The organism is bacterium (assembly GCA_030697795.1).
Taxonomy (GTDB): domain Bacteria; phylum Patescibacteriota; class Minisyncoccia; order JACQLN01; family JACQLN01; genus JACQLN01.
In genome coordinates this window covers 126,106-144,960 of the sequence record JAUYOV010000007.1, presented here as the reverse complement: position 1 = coordinate 144,960, position 18,855 = coordinate 126,106, and the positions used below count along the sequence as shown (strand labels likewise).

General features: G+C 38.8%; 17 protein-coding genes. 6 read left to right on the top strand and 11 right to left on the bottom strand.

Annotation, left to right across the window (positions count from 1 at the left end; translation table 11 throughout):
* Nucleotides 1-6: 6 nt before the first annotated feature.
* The 4 genes from Q8Q95_03940 to Q8Q95_03925 form a co-directional block, all read right to left on the bottom strand.
* Nucleotides 7-2,223 carry a DNA polymerase gene (locus Q8Q95_03940; GenBank protein ID MDP3764743.1) on the bottom strand — a complete coding sequence of 739 codons (2,217 nt, stop codon included), beginning with the start codon at nucleotides 2,221-2,223 and terminating at the stop codon, nucleotides 7-9.
* A 100-nt stretch (nucleotides 2,224-2,323) separates the two neighbouring features.
* The gene (tsaE, locus tag Q8Q95_03935) at nucleotides 2,324-2,839 is read right to left on the bottom strand and encodes a tRNA (adenosine(37)-N6)-threonylcarbamoyltransferase complex ATPase subunit type 1 TsaE (protein MDP3764742.1); all 516 of its coding nucleotides are present in this window, start codon (nucleotides 2,837-2,839) and stop codon (nucleotides 2,324-2,326) included.
* Nucleotides 2,840-3,026: 187 nt separating this feature from the next.
* Nucleotides 3,027-3,218: a hypothetical protein gene (locus Q8Q95_03930; GenBank protein MDP3764741.1), complete on the bottom strand. Its 192-nt coding sequence runs from the start codon at nucleotides 3,216-3,218 to the stop codon at nucleotides 3,027-3,029.
* A gap of 19 nt (nucleotides 3,219-3,237) precedes the next feature.
* A complete protein-coding gene (locus Q8Q95_03925; protein ID MDP3764740.1) occupies nucleotides 3,238-3,873 on the bottom strand; it encodes a hypothetical protein in 636 nt (211 codons plus the stop codon).
* Nucleotides 3,874-4,064: 191 nt separating this feature from the next.
* Here Q8Q95_03925 and Q8Q95_03920 point away from each other — a divergent pair, with 191 nt between their 5' ends.
* Complete coding sequence (locus Q8Q95_03920) at nucleotides 4,065-5,729, top strand: GspE/PulE family protein (GenBank protein MDP3764739.1); 1,665 nt, start codon at nucleotides 4,065-4,067, stop codon at nucleotides 5,727-5,729.
* A 384-nt stretch (nucleotides 5,730-6,113) separates the two neighbouring features.
* Complete coding sequence (gene ruvB, locus Q8Q95_03915) at nucleotides 6,114-7,121, top strand: Holliday junction branch migration DNA helicase RuvB (GenBank protein MDP3764738.1); 1,008 nt, start codon at nucleotides 6,114-6,116, stop codon at nucleotides 7,119-7,121.
* A 133-nt stretch (nucleotides 7,122-7,254) separates the two neighbouring features.
* Here ruvB and Q8Q95_03910 read toward each other — a convergent pair whose 3' ends face one another.
* Complete coding sequence (locus Q8Q95_03910; protein ID MDP3764737.1) at nucleotides 7,255-9,915, bottom strand: choice-of-anchor D domain-containing protein; 2,661 nt, start codon at nucleotides 9,913-9,915, stop codon at nucleotides 7,255-7,257.
* Between the two features lie 148 nt (nucleotides 9,916-10,063).
* The gene (locus Q8Q95_03905) at nucleotides 10,064-12,244 is read right to left on the bottom strand and encodes a PBP1A family penicillin-binding protein (protein MDP3764736.1); all 2,181 of its coding nucleotides are present in this window, start codon (nucleotides 12,242-12,244) and stop codon (nucleotides 10,064-10,066) included.
* Nucleotides 12,245-12,273: 29 nt separating this feature from the next.
* Here Q8Q95_03905 and tyrS point away from each other — a divergent pair, with 29 nt between their 5' ends.
* Entirely contained in the window at nucleotides 12,274-13,485 is a 1,212-nt protein-coding gene (tyrS, locus tag Q8Q95_03900; protein MDP3764735.1) for a tyrosine--tRNA ligase, read from the top strand.
* Between the two features lie 35 nt (nucleotides 13,486-13,520).
* Here the strand turns inward: tyrS and Q8Q95_03895 are convergent, their stop codons facing one another.
* From Q8Q95_03895 to dnaA, 5 genes are all read right to left on the bottom strand, one after another.
* Nucleotides 13,521-13,685 (bottom strand): hypothetical protein, encoded by a 165-nt coding sequence (locus Q8Q95_03895; GenBank protein MDP3764734.1) that lies wholly within the window; start codon nucleotides 13,683-13,685, stop codon nucleotides 13,521-13,523.
* A gap of 134 nt (nucleotides 13,686-13,819) precedes the next feature.
* A complete protein-coding gene (gene ruvC, locus Q8Q95_03890; protein MDP3764733.1) occupies nucleotides 13,820-14,293 on the bottom strand; it encodes a crossover junction endodeoxyribonuclease RuvC in 474 nt (157 codons plus the stop codon).
* A gap of 113 nt (nucleotides 14,294-14,406) precedes the next feature.
* Nucleotides 14,407-14,955, bottom strand: a complete 549-nt coding sequence (locus Q8Q95_03885; GenBank protein MDP3764732.1) for a YebC/PmpR family DNA-binding transcriptional regulator — start codon at nucleotides 14,953-14,955, stop codon at nucleotides 14,407-14,409.
* 111 nt (nucleotides 14,956-15,066) lie between these two features.
* Nucleotides 15,067-16,182, bottom strand: a complete 1,116-nt coding sequence (gene dnaN, locus Q8Q95_03880) for a DNA polymerase III subunit beta (protein MDP3764731.1) — start codon at nucleotides 16,180-16,182, stop codon at nucleotides 15,067-15,069.
* Nucleotides 16,183-16,436: 254 nt separating this feature from the next.
* On the bottom strand, nucleotides 16,437-17,810 hold the full coding sequence (gene dnaA / locus Q8Q95_03875; protein ID MDP3764730.1) for a chromosomal replication initiator protein DnaA: 1,374 nt from the start codon (nucleotides 17,808-17,810) through the stop codon (nucleotides 16,437-16,439).
* A gap of 331 nt (nucleotides 17,811-18,141) precedes the next feature.
* Here dnaA and rpmH point away from each other — a divergent pair, with 331 nt between their 5' ends.
* Genes rpmH through yidD form a run of 3 tightly spaced genes read left to right on the top strand, consistent with a single transcriptional unit; the run spans nucleotide 18,142 to nucleotide 18,796 of the window.
* Nucleotides 18,142-18,285, top strand: coding sequence for a 50S ribosomal protein L34 (gene rpmH, locus Q8Q95_03870; protein MDP3764729.1), 144 nt, complete (start codon nucleotides 18,142-18,144; stop codon nucleotides 18,283-18,285).
* A gap of 12 nt (nucleotides 18,286-18,297) precedes the next feature.
* A complete protein-coding gene (gene rnpA, locus Q8Q95_03865) occupies nucleotides 18,298-18,564 on the top strand; it encodes a ribonuclease P protein component (protein ID MDP3764728.1) in 267 nt (88 codons plus the stop codon).
* 1 nt (nucleotide 18,565) lies between these two features.
* On the top strand, nucleotides 18,566-18,796 hold the full coding sequence (gene yidD / locus Q8Q95_03860) for a membrane protein insertion efficiency factor YidD (GenBank protein ID MDP3764727.1): 231 nt from the start codon (nucleotides 18,566-18,568) through the stop codon (nucleotides 18,794-18,796).
* Nucleotides 18,797-18,855: the final 59 nt, after the last annotated feature.

The following is an 18,855-nucleotide window of genomic DNA, read 5'->3' as shown; positions in this document are numbered from 1 at the left end:
TAAGCCCTATACCTTACCCAACTCTCCCCAATTTTTACCAACTTCAATCTCTGCCACCAAAGGCACGCCAATATCCGCCACATTTTCCATAATATTTCTAACAATTTTAGAATATTTTTCGGCAACATCTTCTTTAACCTCAAAAACTAATTCATCGTGCACCTGTAAAATCATTTTTATATCCCTTTTAGAGCCAAACTCTTTGTCTAAATTAACCATAGCCGCTTTCACCATATCACCTGTGGCCGTGCCTTGTATGGGCATATTTACAGCTTCTCTTTCGGCAGCCGCCCGCATCATAGGATTGGGCGAATTTAAATCTATAAAACGTTTTCTGCCCCATAATGTTTCAACATAACCTTGCGCACGTGCTTTACTTTTTATATCGCGCATAAATTTAGCCAAACCAGAAAAACCCACTTCGTATTGGTGAATAAATTCTTGAGCTTCGCTTAAGCTAACTCCGGCCGATTGACTAAAAGCTCTAGGACCCATACCATAAAGCACACCGAAATTTAAAGTTTTAGCTTCACGGCGCATATCTTTGGTAACTTTTTCTAAAGCCACATTAAAAATTTCGGCCGCGGTTCTAGTATGAATATCTTCGCCTTTTTTAAATGTCTCTATCATTTTCTTATCGCCCGACAAAGCGGCCGCCACCCGAAGTTCTATTTGTGAATAATCAGCCGCCAAAATTAACCAACCCTCCGGCGCCGTAAAAGCACGTCTAATGGCTAAACCATACTCGCCTTTAGTTGGAATATTTTGTAAATTAGGATTTTCCGAAGATAATCTGCCCGTAACCGCGCCTAGCTGTTTGTAAGTGGTATGTAACCTGCCATCTGTACCAACCAATCTTGGCAAAGCATCTACATATGTAGATTTTAACTTTGAAAGTTCGCGCCAACGTAAAATTAACGGGAAAATTGGGTGAGAATTTTTTAATTTATCTAATTGATCAAAAGCAGTGGAATAAGCTCCACTCTTTTTTGTTTTTTTAATTTTAGGTCCACCTAAATTTAGTTTTTCGAAAAGTATGCGCCCAAGTTCTTGTGTAGAATTGATATTAAATTCTTCGCCGGCAAATTCTATTATTTTACTTCTGATTTCAACCAGCTCTTTTCCAAACTTCCCGCCTAAATTTTTTAATAATTTAATATCCAAAAGAACTCCGGTTTTTTCCATTTTTCTTAAAACCGGTCGGACAGCCTTTTCTAGTTTGTATATTTTTTCCGAAAAGATTCCTTTTTTATAATATTCATCTAGCTCATCACCAATTAATTGTCCTTGTTCTTCGATCGCGCCTGTCTGACCGGTAGGCAGGTTTGACGCGACATCCACACCTTTAAGACCATTTAATCGATTAATTAAACTTTTAAAACCAAATCTAAAGAAAAGTTTTTTAATTTCTTCGTTTTCTACCAAATTAAAAGCAGATTTTATAAAATCAAAATCTATCGGTACATCTCTTTTTATGGTGGCCAACTTTTTACTTAAAAAAGCATTTTCTTTATTTACCGAAAGTTTTTCGAAAAGCTTGGCGCTTTTGGCTTTAATTTTTTCTAAATTTTTATATATATTTTCTAAACTGCCGTATTCATTTAATAAATTTATGGCAGTTTTTTCGCCAATTCCTGGTACTCCAGGAATATTGTCGGAAGCATCGCCTTTTAAGCCCTTAAGATCGGTTACTTGGCTTGGACCCAAGCCTTCGTATCTTTCTTTAACCATGTCTTCGTTATAAATTACGGTATCGTTTACACCCTTTTTAAGTGTGTAAACTAAAATATTTTCATCGTCTATTAACTGCAAACAATCCAAGTCGCCCGTTACTATTATTTTTTTAAGTTCTTTTTTGTTTTTTAATTTTTCCACCACAGTGCCAATAATATCATCGGCTTCATAACTTTGAAGTTGTAAAACCGGAATTTTAAAAGCTTCTACCAATTCTTTAACTAACGAGAATTGATTTATTAAAGCGTCGTCCGTGGCTGGCCGATGCGCTTTATATTCTTTATATTCTTTTTCCCGAAAAGTTGGGCCAGCCATATCAAAAGCCGCCACAATATATTCTGGCTTTAATTCTTTAATAACGCGCATTAAAACACTGGCAAAGCCGTAAACCGCCTGCACCGGCCGGCCATCGGGCGCAGTTAAAACCGGCAAGGCGTGGTAAGCGCGATGGATTAAAGCGTGGCTGTCTATGATGACTAATTTCTCCATAACATGAAATTTACAATTACTAATTTCTAATCAATGCCTAATCATTAAATGTCTAAAGGGTTTTGTCATTGGGCATTAGATTTTGATTAGAAATTAGGTATTAGTAATTAGGAATTTTAATGGTTACTTTTCTTTCTTTTTCGGAAACAACACTAAAGTAAATTCTAACAGTATTTTTAGGTAAAAGCTTTTCTATTTTCTCGGGCCATTCTATAACCACAATATTTTCTTTGTCTTTTAATAAATCTTTTAAACCCAGAGCTATTAAATCTTTAGCCGATTTTAAACGATAAGTATCTATATGAACCAATCTTTTGTATTTTATATCCGCGCCCATCCGCGCCTGATCTACGTAAATCCACGAATTAAGACTAAAAGTCTTAATTATGACGAAAGTCGGGCTTAATATTTTTTCTTTTACTCCCAAAGCCTTAGCCAAAAATTGAGTAAACGTAGTTTTACCCGAACCCAAATCGCCATACAGCGCCACTATGGAAGGACCGCCCTTCCGATAAATTTCCTTAGATAATTTAACAGCCAGTTTTTGGGTGTCTTTTAAGCCCAGTAACGTACATTCGTATGCGTTACTGGATAAGTTTTTTAATGCAACTTCCATTGGAGTTATAGTAGCAGACCCAATAGCTAACTTCCAAAGGTAATCCCTCGTCGCTTTTTGAATGAGATGTTTTTATATGGAAACCCTTCAACTCGCGGACTCGTTCAGGGTATTTTTTCGCAAACGAAAAAATAAAAAGGAGCGTCGTTTAGACGCTCCTGCAATTTCCAAGGCCGAGCCTTGGAAATTATGGGGTTTTATTTTTTAGTTCTTTTAACTCGTTTAGTATCTTTCTAGTGAGACCGATCATAGTTCCTATCGTAATCAGGAAGAGACCAGTAACAAGGAGCTGGAGACTCTCATTGCTATCTAAAGAACCTTTTGTTCCGCCAACAACACCTAATAATCCCAAGAGCATTATTACTACAGGAGCTGTCATATGGGTTCCTCCTTTGAGGTTATGGGTTTCTGATTTTGTGTATGCCGCGCTGGAGCAACAGGTTTACATCAATGCTCATATTCAAAGTATTGGTTCCACGATGCTCGTGGGGATTTCTGTTGGGTAGGTAAACAACATCATTTACTACCTCCCGAACACGATTTCCGGCGTTTGTACCAAGAAAAGGTGTGTAGGTGTAATAATCACTTGCAGGTTCCGTAGCCACCTCCCCAGTGCAAACTTGAGGCTTGCCAAGCATCATACCCACCATATCCTTGGATATTACCAGAATTGTATACTCTTGGCCGGGGTAAAACCCACCCATCAGCTTCGTCGTATACTGTGGATATGGGTCATTCGGTCTATCGGCCGGACCCATCTTAAAAACGGCAACGGGGCTAACAGCTAAAGCCGGATAGCCATTATCATCGTAAACCAAGAGGTCGTCTAGATAGTGGTGTCCAGAGAAAACCAGATTTTCTCGCCAAACAGGCGATCTGTTCACAAAAAGAACATTCCCTTGGCGCAAACGCTCTCTACCGCGATCTTTTACTGGTACTACTTGTGGATTTTGAACCACAGGCATTTCGTAGGTATGAATCGCACAGCTGTTTAGCACGATTACCGCTAAAAAAACTAAACTTTTAAAGAGCATAACGTACCTCCTTTATGCGTGTTTTTATGATTTATGTACTTTTTATATACTACACGTAAATAATATCTTTGTCAAATATGGTACAATGTATATACTAATATACAAATTTATGCGAATAATACGAATAGGTTACAAATATTCGTGAAGTCATTAGTATAATTCGTATGCATTCGTAGATTGGTATAAAATCCATGGACGAACTAACTCAACAACGCGACGATAAACTAAGCGATATCCATCGCCAAGAGGAAGAAAGCGCTTGCGAGAGGCAAGCTCAAAAACTTGGTTTAAATTATATTAACCTCGCGCACGTGCCCGTGGAGCGCGATAGTTTGCATTTTATACCGCAGACTGACGCAGAACGAACACGGACTGTTGTGATTCAAAAAAAGGGACAGGTTTTGAAAATTGGCGCAGTGGATCCCGCTAACGAAGAAACTAAACAAATAATAGCCATGTTAAAATCGCAGGGTTTTAATATAGATGTTTTTATGATCTCGCTCTCCTCTTTTAAAAAGGCTTTAGACGAATTTAAATTTATACCTTCACAGCTTAAGGGCGCATCTACTTCTGGCGAAATATCTTTAGAAAAAATAGAAAGTTTAAAAAAGGAACTAGCAACTTTTGCGGATCTCAAAACCAAGTTAACTCAAATAGATCAAGCCAATACCAGCGCTCTTTTAGAAATATTCTTAAGCGCCGCTTTAACTCTAGAAGTTTCCGATATTCATATTGAACCTCAAGCCAACCAAACCCAAATACGTTTTAGATTGGATGGTGTTTTGCAAGATGCTGGAGTAATTATAAAAACTGTTTATGAATCGGTTCTTTCCAGAACAAAACTTCTTTCCGGTCTAAGATTAAACGTCCAAAACGTGCCTCAAGACGGCCGATTTACAATAAAACAAATGGGGGAAATGGGTGAAAAAGGGGTAGAGGTTGAGGTTAGAGTTTCTATACTCCCCGGCGCTTATGGCGAATATATTGTTTTAAGAATTTTAAATCCTAATACCATAAAATTAGACATTAAAGATTTAGGCTTTAGAGATTATTTGTGGCAAAAATTAGAACCAGAAATAAAAAAGCCGAGCGGCATAATTTTGGTAACCGGCCCTACCGGTTCGGGCAAAACCACCACGCTTTATGCTTTTTTAAAGCATTTAAATCAACCTGGTATTAAAATTGTTACACTGGAAGACCCGATAGAATACCACCTGCAGGGTATAGATCAATCTCAAGTTGCGCCCGAAAAAGGTTACACTTTTGCCCAAGGTTTGCGATCTATTTTGCGCCAAGACCCCAATATTATACTGGTGGGTGAAATTCGCGACGAAGAAACTGCGGATGTGGCTTTACACGCTGCTCTGACTGGACATTTAGTATTTTCAACTTTACACACCAACGATGCCATCGGCGCTATTCCCAGATTTTTAGATTTAAACGCCAAGCCGAAAATTTTAGCTTCGGCTTTAAACGCGGTTATTGGCCAAAGGCTGGTTAGAAAACTGTGCTTAAGCTGTAAAACGCCCGCCACAGGAGTTGATATAGAAAAAATTAAAAAAGATTTAGCCGGCGTACCCGAAAATATTTTACCTAAAGAAATTTCTGTATTTAAAAATGTTGGCTGTGCCAAATGTGGCCACTCGGGTTATAAAGGCAGGATTGGTGTTTATGAAATAGTTTTTGTGAGCGACTCTTTGGAAGAATTAGTAGGCACAAACCCGTCCCACCAAGATATTTTAGCCGAAGCCAAAAAAAATGGATTTATAACTATGTACCAAGATGGCTTGATGCGGGTCTTGGTAGGAGAAACAACACTGGAAGAAATAGCTAGAGTGACATCTTCGAATGTATAAAAAAAATACCCCTCGATCCTGCTCGGGGTATTTTTTTATGTTTCTATTTGAAAGGTCTGCAGGCAAACCCCTAGGGCGTAAACGCCTTCGGGGTAACCCCCGAATCTTGGGAAACACAGGGAGAGAATCTCGCTGAGGATAGGTTCAGCCCTACGATACAAGACCGTAAAACCAATCCGTCCTAAACTAAGCCAAGTCCCCTTTGCCTACAGGCCTTTTAAACGAAGCAACTATACCCCTATTTTAATTCTTAAAACGTGTTATGTCAAGCCAACATTTGGGACAACATATACAGTACTTATGTGGAAAACCTGTGGAAAGTCTGTAAAATAAGGCTTTTTAAAGCTGTTTAAGGCGTTTTTATTGTGGTAATCTTTAACTATTATGCTGACAGTTCCCAAAAATCAACCCGAAGACAATAACTTGGATCAAACCCTGCGCCCATCTACCCTCTCTGAATATGTGGGGCAAGAACAAATAAAGCAGAACCTTGGCATATTTTTAGAAGCTGCTAAAAAAAGAGGCGAGGTTTTGGAACATATTTTGCTTTATGGCCCAGCTGGACTTGGTAAAACTACGCTGGCCTACATAATTGCCGGCGAATTAAGTAAAAATATAAAAACAACTTCGGGGCCGGCCTTAGAAAAATCTGGCGACCTAGGCGCCATCTTAACCAATCTTAAAGAAGGCGATGTTTTGTTTATAGATGAAATTCATCGGTTGAATAAGGTTGTGGAAGAAATGCTTTATCCGGCGATGGAAGATTTTGTTTTTGATATTATTATCGGCAAAGGTCCATCGGCTAAAACCATACAGCTTAAACTTCCGCACTTTACTTTAATCGGTGCAACAACAAGTATTGGTAATTTAACTTCGGCTTTTAGAAGCAGGTTCGGCGCTACTTATAAACTAGAATTTTATGAAAATTCGGATATAGAAAAAATATTAAAAAGATCTGCCAGAATATTAAAAGTTAAATCGGACGCTGAAGGCATAAATTTAATAGCTTCGCGCAGCCGACAAACACCGCGAGTGGCTAACCGCTTATTAAAAAGAGTGCGCGATTATGTGGAAGTAAGAGCCGATGGCATTATTAAAAAAAATATTGCGGCCAAAGCTTTGGCCATGTTGGCCGTAGATGAATTGGGTTTGGAAAACTCCGATAGAAAAATTTTGGAAACTATAATTAAAAAATTTAAGGGCGGGCCAGTCGGCCTTCAAGCTCTGGCGGCCTCGGCCGGCGAAGAAGAAAATACTATTTTAGAAGTTTACGAACCCTATTTATTACAGCTTGGTTTTATAAACCGCACGCCCCGGGGACGTGAAGTTACCTCGGCAGCTTATAGTCATTTAAAAATAAAATCTCCGCCTCAAACTAGAAATCTGATTTAGATTGTAGAATGATTTTATTTTAAGGTATACTCTTCGACTCGCGGACTCGCTCAGAGTCTTTACTCAACATCAAGTGTTGAGTAAAGAAAACCCCCAACTGCTGTTGCAGTCGGGGGTTCGCCTTATTTAGGCTTTAAGGAACTACTGGTGCCTCCTTTCCGTAAACATCATTGAAGGCAAAGAAGTCATCCATATTGATAAAACCATCCACGTTGAGGTCATATTTCTTAACCTCCTCAACGGTATGGCTCGCTTTGTTGATCTGTTCCGCCAACATAAAAAAATCGGCGAAATCGATCTTGCCACCACTGCCATTAAAATCTGGTGACGGCGGCAAAGTAATAACCTCGATGTAGTTTTCTTTTACTTTTGGCGTCACCTTCTCGCCATTAGCGAGTGTGACCACCAAATTTGGAGAGAACTTACCCTTGGTCATATAGACATGGACAGGATCAAACACAGAAGACGAATCTCCGTCGCCGAAATACATCATAAGCGACGAATATCGAACCCCTTCCAACCTATAGGAAAACTGAACAGCGAGGCTGTCGATTCCCTGCCTTTTGTTGGCAGTGAAATCGATGATCGAAGCCGGCCCATATGGAGGATCTGTTGCCGTAGAAGACAACTTGACCCTTGCTGGAGAATCCGGACCTATGAAATGAATATAAAGATAGGTTTGTTTATCGCCAATCGTCTTGATTGGCCTAAATTCTACCTCTATATCCTTGGTTGAATTTGGACTAACACTGAAATCCGGAAGTGTGATCACCCGAAAATCAGTTGAGTCCAAACCGGACATCTGAAATCGAATAACGTTTAAACCCGATTCTCCAACATTCGCGATAGAAAACTTGGCAGTACTACTACCCTTACCAAGCTCAACCGCCGGCAAAGCGACAACCTCTTGGGACACGGAAATTTTCGGATCCTTAATAGAAATCCATACCGTATCCCTCATAGGCTGATGATCTCCGCCGCCTCGTCCTTCTAGATCAAGTTCTATCACATATCGCCCCACTTCGGTGAAGTTGTATGTGTAGCTCTCTTGATACCAAGGAAAAACTTCGGCAGTGCTTCTGATCCCAATACCTAGTGCATCATCCCTGAGCCGTATTACTTGCCACTCTGTTCTGGTAACACTGCCGCCCGTATTCTCATTCGTAAAAGTAATCGAATACGGGGGCATACCAGAAAGCGACGTGGCCTTGATGTTAATGACAGGTTTTGCCTCCGGAGGAGACTCTTTCCCGACACCGCTCAAAGAAATCTGCGTACTGCCACCAGAACCATTATGGTTAATGTTCAAGACAGCAGTTCTTAGGCCTGCAACACGAGGACCGAAGAGTATGGAAACAGGGTAAGTCTCTCCGGAACCAACAGTAACAGCGGAAGCCGATGTCAGCGTAAACGCCGACACATTATTCCCGCCAATATACATATTGGTTATGAAAAGATTTGAGGCCCCTGTATTCTGCATAGAGACTGTAAATCCCCTTGTCTGGTTGACGATTGTGCTATCGACCGAGACATTGGTGCTGGACACCGTCAATACAGGTATAGGACTTGTCGATCCTACTCCTGTACCAGTGAGGACAGCCGACGCACTATTGTTGGAGCCGTAACTGGCAACTAAAGTAGTGGTCTTGGTTCCTCCGGACGAAGGTATAAAACTCACAGTAACAGCCACGCTGTCGTTGACTGGCACCGATGTAGACACCGGACTAACTCCAAACTCAGAATTAGGAACGGCCAGCCCCACAGCTACTACCGACGAACTCGGGTTACGTAGATAAATAATGGTCGATGCGCTTGCACCAACATTAACTGCGCCAATGTTGGGATTGGTATTAGAAAAAGTCATCGGACCGGTGACAATAGAACCGCCACTACCAGAGCTTCCTCCTCCACCACTCGCAACACCGTTTCCAGTTACCGCAACCACCGTGGGGCTATTGACCCCATTGTGGGTGATCGTGATATTTCCAGAAATACTTCCTGCCGCAGTTGGCATAAAGCTAACAACGACAGCGGTGCTGTCTCCCGCATTCGCGTTTGCACTCGGCGGAATCGCCGGAGAAAAAGTAATCGTGGAATTATTGGACACAGCGCTATTTAGCGCCAGCGCCGCCGTACCGGTATTTTTGATTCGGAGTGTGAGCTGGGCAGTCTGTCCAACATTAACATTACCGAAATCAAGACTGGCCGGCGACAAAGTCACTTGACCCAAAGAAACAAGTGTTCCCCAAAGGGAAACGATGGGACTGTTGGCAAAATCAGTGCCATTCCAGCCGTAGCCTGTTTTTAGGTACATGTATCCGCCGGAACTCACAATGCCGTAAGCCGACGCACTGGTGCCTCTAATTGCCTTGAAAAAATTCCTTGGGTCAGAGGCGCCAGATCGAGAATAAACCACATGGATAGTTCCTGAAGGAACCACGAAACTTGACACTGTTAATTCGTGTCGAGACCCCGTAGCGCCGACGGAAGATCCACCTATAGAACCGCTGGCAAGCACAGCCCCATCGGGAGAACCCTGTCTGACTTCTATCACGGCATTATCGGTTGGGTTGCCGACTTTTGCCAAATGGATAACTACCTTGCTGATGGCCACTGGAGCCGAAAGACTCAAGGGCATCGTTATCTTTTCGTTATTAGAGCTGTCAGCGATGCCAAAGTTTACGAAACTGCCACCATCATTGTTGATGCCGCCCAACTCCACCGTCTGGGCCCGCAAACTCGTCGCCCAAACCAACGCGAGAATGGCCAAAAAACAGCCGAAATTCTTGTTCATAACTGCCTCCTTATCCTTTTAGGATAGGTATAGGGTTGAAATAATGTGTGTTTATGACATTATTTAAGAAAATTGACAAGGAACTATTAAAAAGACTATACCATTGCGAAAATTGTTTGTAAAGTCCAACGAGTACCTCAAGATACGCCTATGGTTGGGGCGTATTTTCCGTTTGCAGCGGAGCTGTTTCTTTATTGACCACAGGCACGGGCCCAAACCAGCTTCTTACTGCAGTCTCCCAATTATTAAACATCGGATCCGCGCTAGGATTAGCCGGCGCTGGCCCAGTAGGCTCATCTTTATTTACATAATATAAAGTAGAATGTATTTCTCCATTTATTAAATACTGCCCATTTAAAATGGGCTTAGAAACTTCTGGAAAATGTGGCGGAGTAAAACTTTCCGGCGCTAAATTTAATTTATCAAAAGCTTGCACCATAAAATCATGCCAAATGGGCGCTGCCACATAAACACCCGGCTCTTGTTTTATAGGAGTATTGTCATTGTTGCCCACCCAAACGCCAGCCACCAAAGAAGGCGTGTAACCCACTGTCCAACCGTCTCTAAATTCGTTAGTAGTACCGGTTTTGGCGGCTACCGGCCTATCTGAAAAAAATAACGGGCTTCTGGCGCCAAAAGTTGGGGTTCTGGCCACATTATCGGAAAGAATATTAGTTACCATTCTAGAAACCTCTGTGTCTAAAACCTGCACCGGTTCATCTTTGTATTCTTCTAAAATATTTCCCTTGTTATCTTCTATGCGTAAAATAGATGCGAAGGGATGCCTGACGCCTTCTGTAGCCAAAGCTCCGTAGGCCGAAGCCATTTCCAAAAGTTTAACCTCTCCTCCGCCTAAAACCAAAGACAAACCAAATCTAGATCTATCTTTTAATGTGGTGATACCCATATCTTCGGCGGTGTTTATGGAATCATCCACGCCAGCCAAATAAAGAACTTGAACCGCCGGAATGTTTAAAGAATTAGCTAAAGCCTGCCTAACAGTAACTGGGCCTCTAAATTTAAAATCAAAATTTCTGGGCGCATAACATTTTGCGCCTAGCGTTATGGGCTGGCCTTGAGGGTTGCAACCCGTATCAAATTGCGTGGGTATATCAAAAAGAATTGTTTTATCTGTATAGCCTTCTTTAAAAGCCGTGGCATAAACAAAAGGCTTAAAAGAAGAGCCCGGTTGGCGCATACGGGTTACCACATTTACATTGCCTTCAAATTGGCAGTTAACACCCGGCGTACAACCTGCCGGAATAGGATCTTTAAAATAGTCTCTGGAGCCCACCATAGCCAACATTTGCCCGGTTTTTGGATCAAGAGCAACAAGGGCAGCGTTACGGGCACCAGCTTTATCGTTTCTTTCAGCGCCCGTAGCCACCACCTCTTCGGCCAGGGCTTGAAGCTCCCAATCCAGCGTAGTTATTATTCTTAACCCGGCTTTTTCTATATATTCTTCGCCGTATTTTTCTTCTAATAAAGCTTTAACATAAAAAACAAAGTGGGGCGCCGAAATACTTGTTCTTATTTTGGAAAATTCTAAAACCTCTTTTTTGGCTTTGGTAGCGTCGCTTTTAGAAATATAATCTAGTTCTAGCATTCTATCTAAAACTAAATGTTGGCGCTTTATTAATTCTTCTTTGTGATCGCCGTAGGGCGAAAAATAGCTGGGCGCTCTTATTAAAGAAGCTAAAAGAGCGGCTTCGGCTAAATCTAATTCGGTAGCTTTTTTAGAAAAATATGTTTCGGCCGCCGCTTCAATACCATAAGCATTAATACCGTAAGGAATTTGATTTAAATAAAAATTTAAAATTTCGTCTTTGGAATATTTCCTTTCTAATTCTAAGGCTAAAATGGCTTCTTTTATTTTTCGGCTAAAAGTCCTTTCGGAAGTTAATATAGATTTTTTAATAAACTGCTGGGTGATAGTTGAACCGCCCTGTAAAGAATCGCTGGTTAAACTTAGCCAAGCTGCTCTGATAATAGCCTCAAAATCTATGCCTTTATGTTTATAAAAATTCCTATCCTCCGAAACTATGGTGGCATCTTTTACCACTTGAGGAATTTCGTTAAAAGGCACCACCGTGCGCCTTTCTTCGCCGTGAATATCGTAAAGAATAGTTTTGCCAGTACGATCATAAATTTTTGTAGACTCCGTAATATTTCTATCCTCTAAATTATAGGGATTGGGTAAGTTTCTAGCAAAAACAACAAAAAGAATCAGGAGCAGGGCAGAAATTACAATCGCCGAAAAAAAGAATATTAAAAAAATCGGTTTTAAAAACCTAAAACTTCTGCTGTTATAAAATCGTCTGACTGGCATGGCTCTGTTTTATATTATATATTAGATAGATGAATAAGATTGATACTTCTCCACAAAAGATAGCCGACTTCCTAGAGCGGGGCGTTTCCGAAATCATAACCCGTGACAGTGTGACAAAGAAATTGTCTTCGGGCAAGCCTTTAAGGGTTAAGCACGGTGTTGACCCTTCCGGCCAAGATTTGCATTTAGGGCACGCAGCAGTCTACTTGAAACTGCGCGATTTGCAAGAAATGGGCCATATTATAGTCTTTTTAATAGGTGGCTTTACCGGGCGTTTTGGCGACCCCACGCAAAAACTAAAATCAAGAACCTTAAAGTCTAGAGAGGAAACAACAGAGGCTGCTAAAAATTATATTAAACAAATAAGTGGTATTTTAGATCCAGAGAAGCTTGAGGTGCGCACCAACAACGAATGGTACGATAAAATGAATGCGGAAGAACTGCTTAAGTTAATGTCTAACTTTACGGTGGATCAAGTTTTAGAAAGAGATATGTTTCAAGAGAGAAAAAAAAGAAAAGAAGCCATTCAATTACATGAACTTATCTATCCAGTACTGCAGGGTTACGATTCTGTAATGTTAAAAAGCGATTTAACCGTCATAGGCAGTGACCAAGTTTTTAACGAAAGTTTTGGCCGCGACTTACAAAAGAAACACGGCGATGAACCCCAAGATATTGTGGCTATTAAAATTTTAGCGGGGTTGGATGGTAATCAAAAAATGTCTAAAAGTTTGAACAACTATATTGCCTTAAATGATTCCGCCACAGATAAATTTGGGAAAATAATGTCTTTGCCAGATAGCTTAATGGTAGATTACTTTACCCTGCTAACGCGCCTGCCGTTAGCTGATATTAAGGAAATATCTGAATCTTTAGAAAAAAACTCTGTTAACCCGCGTGACTTAAAAATTAAATTAGGCCAAGAGATAGTTTCCTTCTTTCACTCCGCCAAAGAAGCGAGAGCAGTTGCCGATAATTTCGAAAAAACATTTTCTAAAAAAGAAACTCCTAGCAACATAGAAGAAAAGAAGATTAAAAAAGGAGAATACACTTGGCTTGAGGTGATAAATTTATCTGGATTAACAAAATCAAAAACAGAATCCAGGCGTTTAATAGAAGACGGCGCCACTGACAAAGACGGCGAAGTTATTGCCTCTCCATATAAAAAAATAACCGTAGATAAACCTATAACTGTAAAAATAGGCAAACATAGATTTATAAAAATAATCCCTGAAGATTAAAAAGCACCTCCGACTTATGTCGGAGGTGCTTTTTCTTATTCTAACTCCTCTTCTTCATCATCGTCTTCATCTGAATCATCGAGATCCGCATCTTCTTCGTCCCCGTCTTCATCGTCTAATTCTTCTTCTTGTGCGTCCACAGTATCGGCCGCGTCATCGCTAGGTATGTAGTCATCACCGTAAGGCTTATTTTTTTTCATATTTATTATTTATGACTTCCCACGCCTTTTCAGAGTAAAAATGTATACCTTAAAAAGGTGTGAGATTTATTTTTATACAGAATACACTTAGCTTAAACATAGGTCAAGACCTTTTTGTCCCCACCCTGTAGTGACTAGAAAACCCTAGTGTTCGCCGAACAAATAGCCACAGCCAAGGCATCGGCTGCATCATCTGGTTGAGGGTCTTCTTTTAAAGATAGTATAAGCCTAACCATTTTTTGAACAGCTTTTTTGTCGGCTCTACCGTAAGCCGAAACAGCTTGCTTTACTTCTAAGGGGGTAAACTCTCTAATGGCCAAACCTAATTTTAATCCAGCCAAAATAATAACTCCCCTAGCTTCGCTGACTTTGGTTATGGTTTTAGCATTCTTAAAGAAAAAAAGTTTTTCTATGGCGAGTACTTCTGGTTTCCATTTTTTAATAATTTTGCCAAAAGCCTTATGAACGATAAGAAGCCCGTTGTTGTGATCACTCTTGGCTTTGATTTCTATACAACCATAATCTAACAAAGAAATATTATCTCCATCTTTTTTAATTAGGCCATAACCTGCTTTATTGGTGCCGGGATCAACGCCTAAGATAATCATTACTTTTCGCTAATATACGAATTGACGCGAATATACTAATAAGAATTCATTCGTAGCGTCAGACGCGATTCGCTATATTAGCTTTGATTAGCTATATTGGCGAACACTACAAATTATTCCGCATTGGTGTATACCTCCGACACATCCTCTTGTTCATCCAGTTCTTCCATTAGACCTTCCAATTTGTTTTCATCTGTATCGCTTAATTTTATAGTTTGTTTGGAAACCCAAACCGCGTTGCCGTCTTCGTATTTGGATTCAAAAAGCCATTTAACACTACCCACTCCAGACAAATTAGCTTCGTGCTGGGTAAGGATATGTTTAATTTCGGCCGTAGTCCTGTTTTTATTATCGGTAACACCAGTAATCAAAATAGCCACTCCGCCCGGACCGTAGGCCTCGTATAAAATCTCTTCTAAATTGCTCACATTTGCCCCAAGACCCGCGCCCTTTTTAATAGCTTTCTCTATATTAATCACGGGCATATTAGAAGCTTTGGCTTTATCTACTACAGCTTTTAAAGAAAAGTTGGTTTTAGGGTCAGCTCCCTTTTTTGCTGTTATTTCTATTAATTTTGATAGTTTGGAAAACAACTGACCTTTTTTGGCATCAGTTGCCTCTTTTTTTCTTTTGATGGTAGACCACTTGCTGTGACCAGACATATTTAGTAATCGCGAATATACAAATCTATTTCAATATACGAATAGGCATAACGAATCTAATTCTTTATTATTTGTATATTCGTTTAATATTCGTATATTAGTGATTACTCCTTAAGCCCTTATGGGCATCACTATATATAAAAACGAGGTATCTTCTAAAGATTTAACTAAACAAGGCTTTTGTTCATCAATAAAATTAAAAACCGCGGTATTGCCGCTAATACTGGAAACACCCTCAACTAAATATCTCCAATTAAATTTAACTTCTAAAGCCTCACCCGACATATCTATTTTAAATTCGGAATCGTTTTCACCTAAATCACTATCTCCAGCATAAATAACCAATTTGGGTCCATTTTCTTTAACAAAAGATAATTTAATATCATTAACTTTGCTTGAAAAAAGACCAACCAGCTTTATTATTTTACTAAATCTATCCTTGTCCAATCTAACCACAGTATTAAATTCATTAGGAATTAATCTTTTATAATCCGGATAATTACCTTCTATTAATCTAGAAATTATTTCCGTTTTATTTAATTCAAAGCCTATTTGATTTTTCTCTAAGATAATATTTATATCCTCGGTCTTATCAGAAAACACTCGTACAACCTCTGTGATAGTCCTGGCAGGCACGATCACCGAGAAAGTGACATCTTTATACTCTTCTTTTAACTCTATCTTCTTTTCGCCCAATCTAAAGCTGTCGGTGGCTACGGCTGTTAAAAATTTTTCTCCAGCATCTTTATACAGCATAACACCGGTTATTTCTGGCCTAGTTTCCGAATTAGAAACAAAACCAACCAGTTGGGACAAGGCCCTACAAAAAATACTAGAGTTTAACGTAATAACTAAATCATCTTTAAGCTTAGGTATTATTGGAAAATCTTTTGCGCTTTCTCCTTTTAAAGACGCCTTATATCCTTCTGAAGTAATATTTAAAGTATTATCTCCTTTTACTTCTAAACTGGCTTTATCTGAAACTAAAGATGAAATAATACTATGAAATATTTTTGCCGGAACAGTTATTTCTCCAGCTTGAACAACCTTACAAGGAAACCATGAATTAACACCTATTTCTAAGTTAGTAGAAGAAATTCTTAATCCATTCTTGTCAGACTTAATAAGAACATTATTAAGAATAGGTAAAGTAAGATGACGGGTTACAACTCTTTCGGTATAGCCTAAAGATTCTTTTAATTTATTTATATTACAAACTATTTCCATATGTTCTTATAATTATTCTTTATATGTTTAATTAAATTATTATAACTATTAGCTATCCACATATTTTATTAAGTTAAATTATAGCCAGATTTTATTTATGTTTTTGGTAAAAAGTATTGTGGAAAATAGTGGGATTATTTTAGGTTAATATTTATTATTTTTGTGGAATAACCTGTTTAAAATTTTTTCTAATAAGTTTATTTTTCTTTTAACACTTATAATCAACAATTTATTCCACAAGTTTTCCCACGCTACTAGGCTTCGTAAATTCTATTTTTAATTATGCTTAATTCTTCAACTAAATTTTCGTTACTTTGAATTTCTTTATTTATTTTATCGCAAGCGTGCATAACAGTAGTGTGGTCTCTACCGCCAAACCGGTCGCCTATAAAAGGATACGAGCTTTTTAATTCCTCCCGCATCAAATACATACAAATTTGTCGGGGTAAAACAATTTCTCTTTTACGGGACTGATTAATTAACTCTTCTTCTCTAATATCATAAAATTCGGATACTATTTTAATTATGGCTTTAGGCGAGGTTTTAGCACTATTAAACGAATTTGTGGTGGCTAGGATAGATTTAACCTTGTCTAACGTCGGAATTGAATTAGCTACCTTACACGACATAACCACCCTATTTAAAGACCCTTCCAACTCTCTTATATTTTTAGTTACCGTATTAGCTATAAAACCAAGTATGCTGTCGTCTAAATCGCCAAGGTTTTTTTCTATTAACTTAGCCTTTAAAATAGCCATTCTGGTTTCGTAGTCGGGCGGGGTTATGTCGGCTATCATACCACCCTCAAACCGGCTCCTTAAGCGCTCCTCCAGCGTGGTAATAGCTTTAGGTGGCCTATCCGAAGACAAAACTATTTGGTTGTTATTGGCGTATAATTCGTTAAAGATATGAAAAAATTCTTCTTGGGTTTTTTCTTTGCCGGCAATAAATTGAATATCATCAACAATTAAAAGGTTAATTTTTTTGTATTCCTCTTTAAACTTATCTATAGTTTTATTTCTTATGGAATTTATCAGATCGCCCAAAAATTTTTCCGAAGACATATAGCGAACCTTGTTTTTGGGGTTTTGTTTAACTATTTCGTTACCAATAGCTTGAAGTAAATGGGTTTTGCCTAAACCTACGCCACCATAGATAAATAACGGATTATAAGTCGTGCCCATGTCTTTGCTAACAGCGATGGCGGCCGCGTGAGCCAGTTGATTGGATGAGCCGACTATAAAGCTATCAAACGTATATTTATGGTTTAGATTGGTTTCTTTATCTAAAACCGCAGATTCAGCTAAGTTTAACTGATGGTCTAGTAAGATTTGGTTTGGTATATCCTTCTTTTTTAAACTTTTTTTGTCTTCCGCAGATAACTGGGGTTTAATTGAAAACTTTACTTCCTTAATATCGTTAGATAGTCCCCTAAGGGTTTTTAGTATTAGCAGATTATATTTATCTTCTAGCCACTCTTTTATAAAAGCACTGGGAGTTGAGACTAAAACCATACCCTCTTTTTTAGAAGCTATAGAAGTATTTTTAAACCACGTAATAAAATTAGGTTTAGAAAGAGAAAGTTCTAATTCGGCCAGAGCCGCCTGCCAAAGTTCGTCTTTGTCCATTATTTTTTGTCCCGCACCTTTTTGTGGTATAGATATTTTTACTTTGAAAAGGTGCGGGAGGCTTTTAACGTTGGGAATTATATCACGCCAAGCAAATAATAAAATTTGTTAAGCAATTGTACCAAACTGTGGATAACTTGTTAATTAATTGTGCAATAAATCTTGCCTAGTTTGTAAAGTTATTTTACGCGAGAATACTTTAACCAAATATTGTCTAACTTTTACATTGTTGCTACAATGACATAATCCAAAAAATCCGAATGTATCCTAATGCTCCAAATAGATTTATTCGGAGAATTCGGATAAAATTCGTAGATTAGGATTATTTTAAATGAAAATAACTAAATATCGACCAAAGAATAAAAAAAGAGCCAGAACACACGGTTTTTTGAATAGAATGTCTACCTATACAGGACGTAATACGGTTAAAAGACGTAGAGCCAAAGGCAGGAAGAGGCTAACTGTTTCTCGTTAGTTTTTATATAAAATGAAGCGTTCCGGCAAGTTTTTTGTTGTTTATGCTAGTAAGAAAGAATCCAACGAGGATCGCCGGATTGATATTGTTATAGGGCTTAACGTGTCTAAAAAAGCTGTTGTAAGGAATAAGATAAAGAGACAAATAAGGGAAATAGTAAGAAGGATTGATTTAACTAAATCGGCGGCGAGTCTAAAGATTGTTGTTTTGCCCAGTATTGTTAATATTAAATTTTCCGATATTAAAACAAGCCTGACAGAAATACTAAGCGATTTATAAGATGAAGAAACTAGCCATATTTTTGATTAAAATTTATCAAAAAACCCTATCGCCTAGCACGGGGTTTTTTAATTTTATTTATTTATCGCCTATGTTTAACTTAAACTCAGGCCTACCTTCTGGTTGCAGGCAAAAACCTACTTGTTCACAATATAGTGTGGAGTCTATTGATAAACACGGGGTGTGCAGGGGTCTTCGGCTGGCTATTAAAAGAATAATTAGGTGTAAGTAACAAATTTCTAATATCTAATTTCTAATCAAATCCCAATGACTAATGATAAGACTATTTAG

What these genes read in the sequence shown, in the direction of transcription:
- Q8Q95_03940 (MDP3764743.1), bottom strand. Translation starts at nt 2,223, where the DNA reads ATGGAGAAATTAGTCATCATAGACAGCCACGCTTTAATCCATCGCGCT.
- tsaE (MDP3764742.1), bottom strand. Translation starts at nt 2,839, where the DNA reads ATGGAAGTTGCATTAAAAAACTTATCCAGTAACGCATACGAATGTACG.
- Q8Q95_03930 (MDP3764741.1), bottom strand. Translation starts at nt 3,218, where the DNA reads ATGACAGCTCCTGTAGTAATAATGCTCTTGGGATTATTAGGTGTTGTT.
- Q8Q95_03925 (MDP3764740.1), bottom strand. Translation starts at nt 3,873, where the DNA reads ATGCTCTTTAAAAGTTTAGTTTTTTTAGCGGTAATCGTGCTAAACAGC.
- Q8Q95_03920 (MDP3764739.1), top strand. Translation starts at nt 4,065, where the DNA reads ATGGACGAACTAACTCAACAACGCGACGATAAACTAAGCGATATCCAT.
- ruvB (MDP3764738.1), top strand. Translation starts at nt 6,114, where the DNA reads ATGCTGACAGTTCCCAAAAATCAACCCGAAGACAATAACTTGGATCAA.
- Q8Q95_03910 (MDP3764737.1), bottom strand. Translation starts at nt 9,915, where the DNA reads ATGAACAAGAATTTCGGCTGTTTTTTGGCCATTCTCGCGTTGGTTTGG.
- Q8Q95_03905 (MDP3764736.1), bottom strand. Translation starts at nt 12,244, where the DNA reads ATGCCAGTCAGACGATTTTATAACAGCAGAAGTTTTAGGTTTTTAAAA.
- tyrS (MDP3764735.1), top strand. Translation starts at nt 12,274, where the DNA reads ATGAATAAGATTGATACTTCTCCACAAAAGATAGCCGACTTCCTAGAG.
- Q8Q95_03895 (MDP3764734.1), bottom strand. Translation starts at nt 13,685, where the DNA reads ATGAAAAAAAATAAGCCTTACGGTGATGACTACATACCTAGCGATGAC.
- ruvC (MDP3764733.1), bottom strand. Translation starts at nt 14,293, where the DNA reads ATGATTATCTTAGGCGTTGATCCCGGCACCAATAAAGCAGGTTATGGC.
- Q8Q95_03885 (MDP3764732.1), bottom strand. Translation starts at nt 14,955, where the DNA reads ATGTCTGGTCACAGCAAGTGGTCTACCATCAAAAGAAAAAAAGAGGCA.
- dnaN (MDP3764731.1), bottom strand. Translation starts at nt 16,182, where the DNA reads ATGGAAATAGTTTGTAATATAAATAAATTAAAAGAATCTTTAGGCTAT.
- dnaA (MDP3764730.1), bottom strand. Translation starts at nt 17,810, where the DNA reads ATGGACAAAGACGAACTTTGGCAGGCGGCTCTGGCCGAATTAGAACTT.
- rpmH (MDP3764729.1), top strand. Translation starts at nt 18,142, where the DNA reads ATGAAAATAACTAAATATCGACCAAAGAATAAAAAAAGAGCCAGAACA.
- rnpA (MDP3764728.1), top strand. Translation starts at nt 18,298, where the DNA reads ATGAAGCGTTCCGGCAAGTTTTTTGTTGTTTATGCTAGTAAGAAAGAA.
- yidD (MDP3764727.1), top strand. Translation starts at nt 18,566, where the DNA reads ATGAAGAAACTAGCCATATTTTTGATTAAAATTTATCAAAAAACCCTA.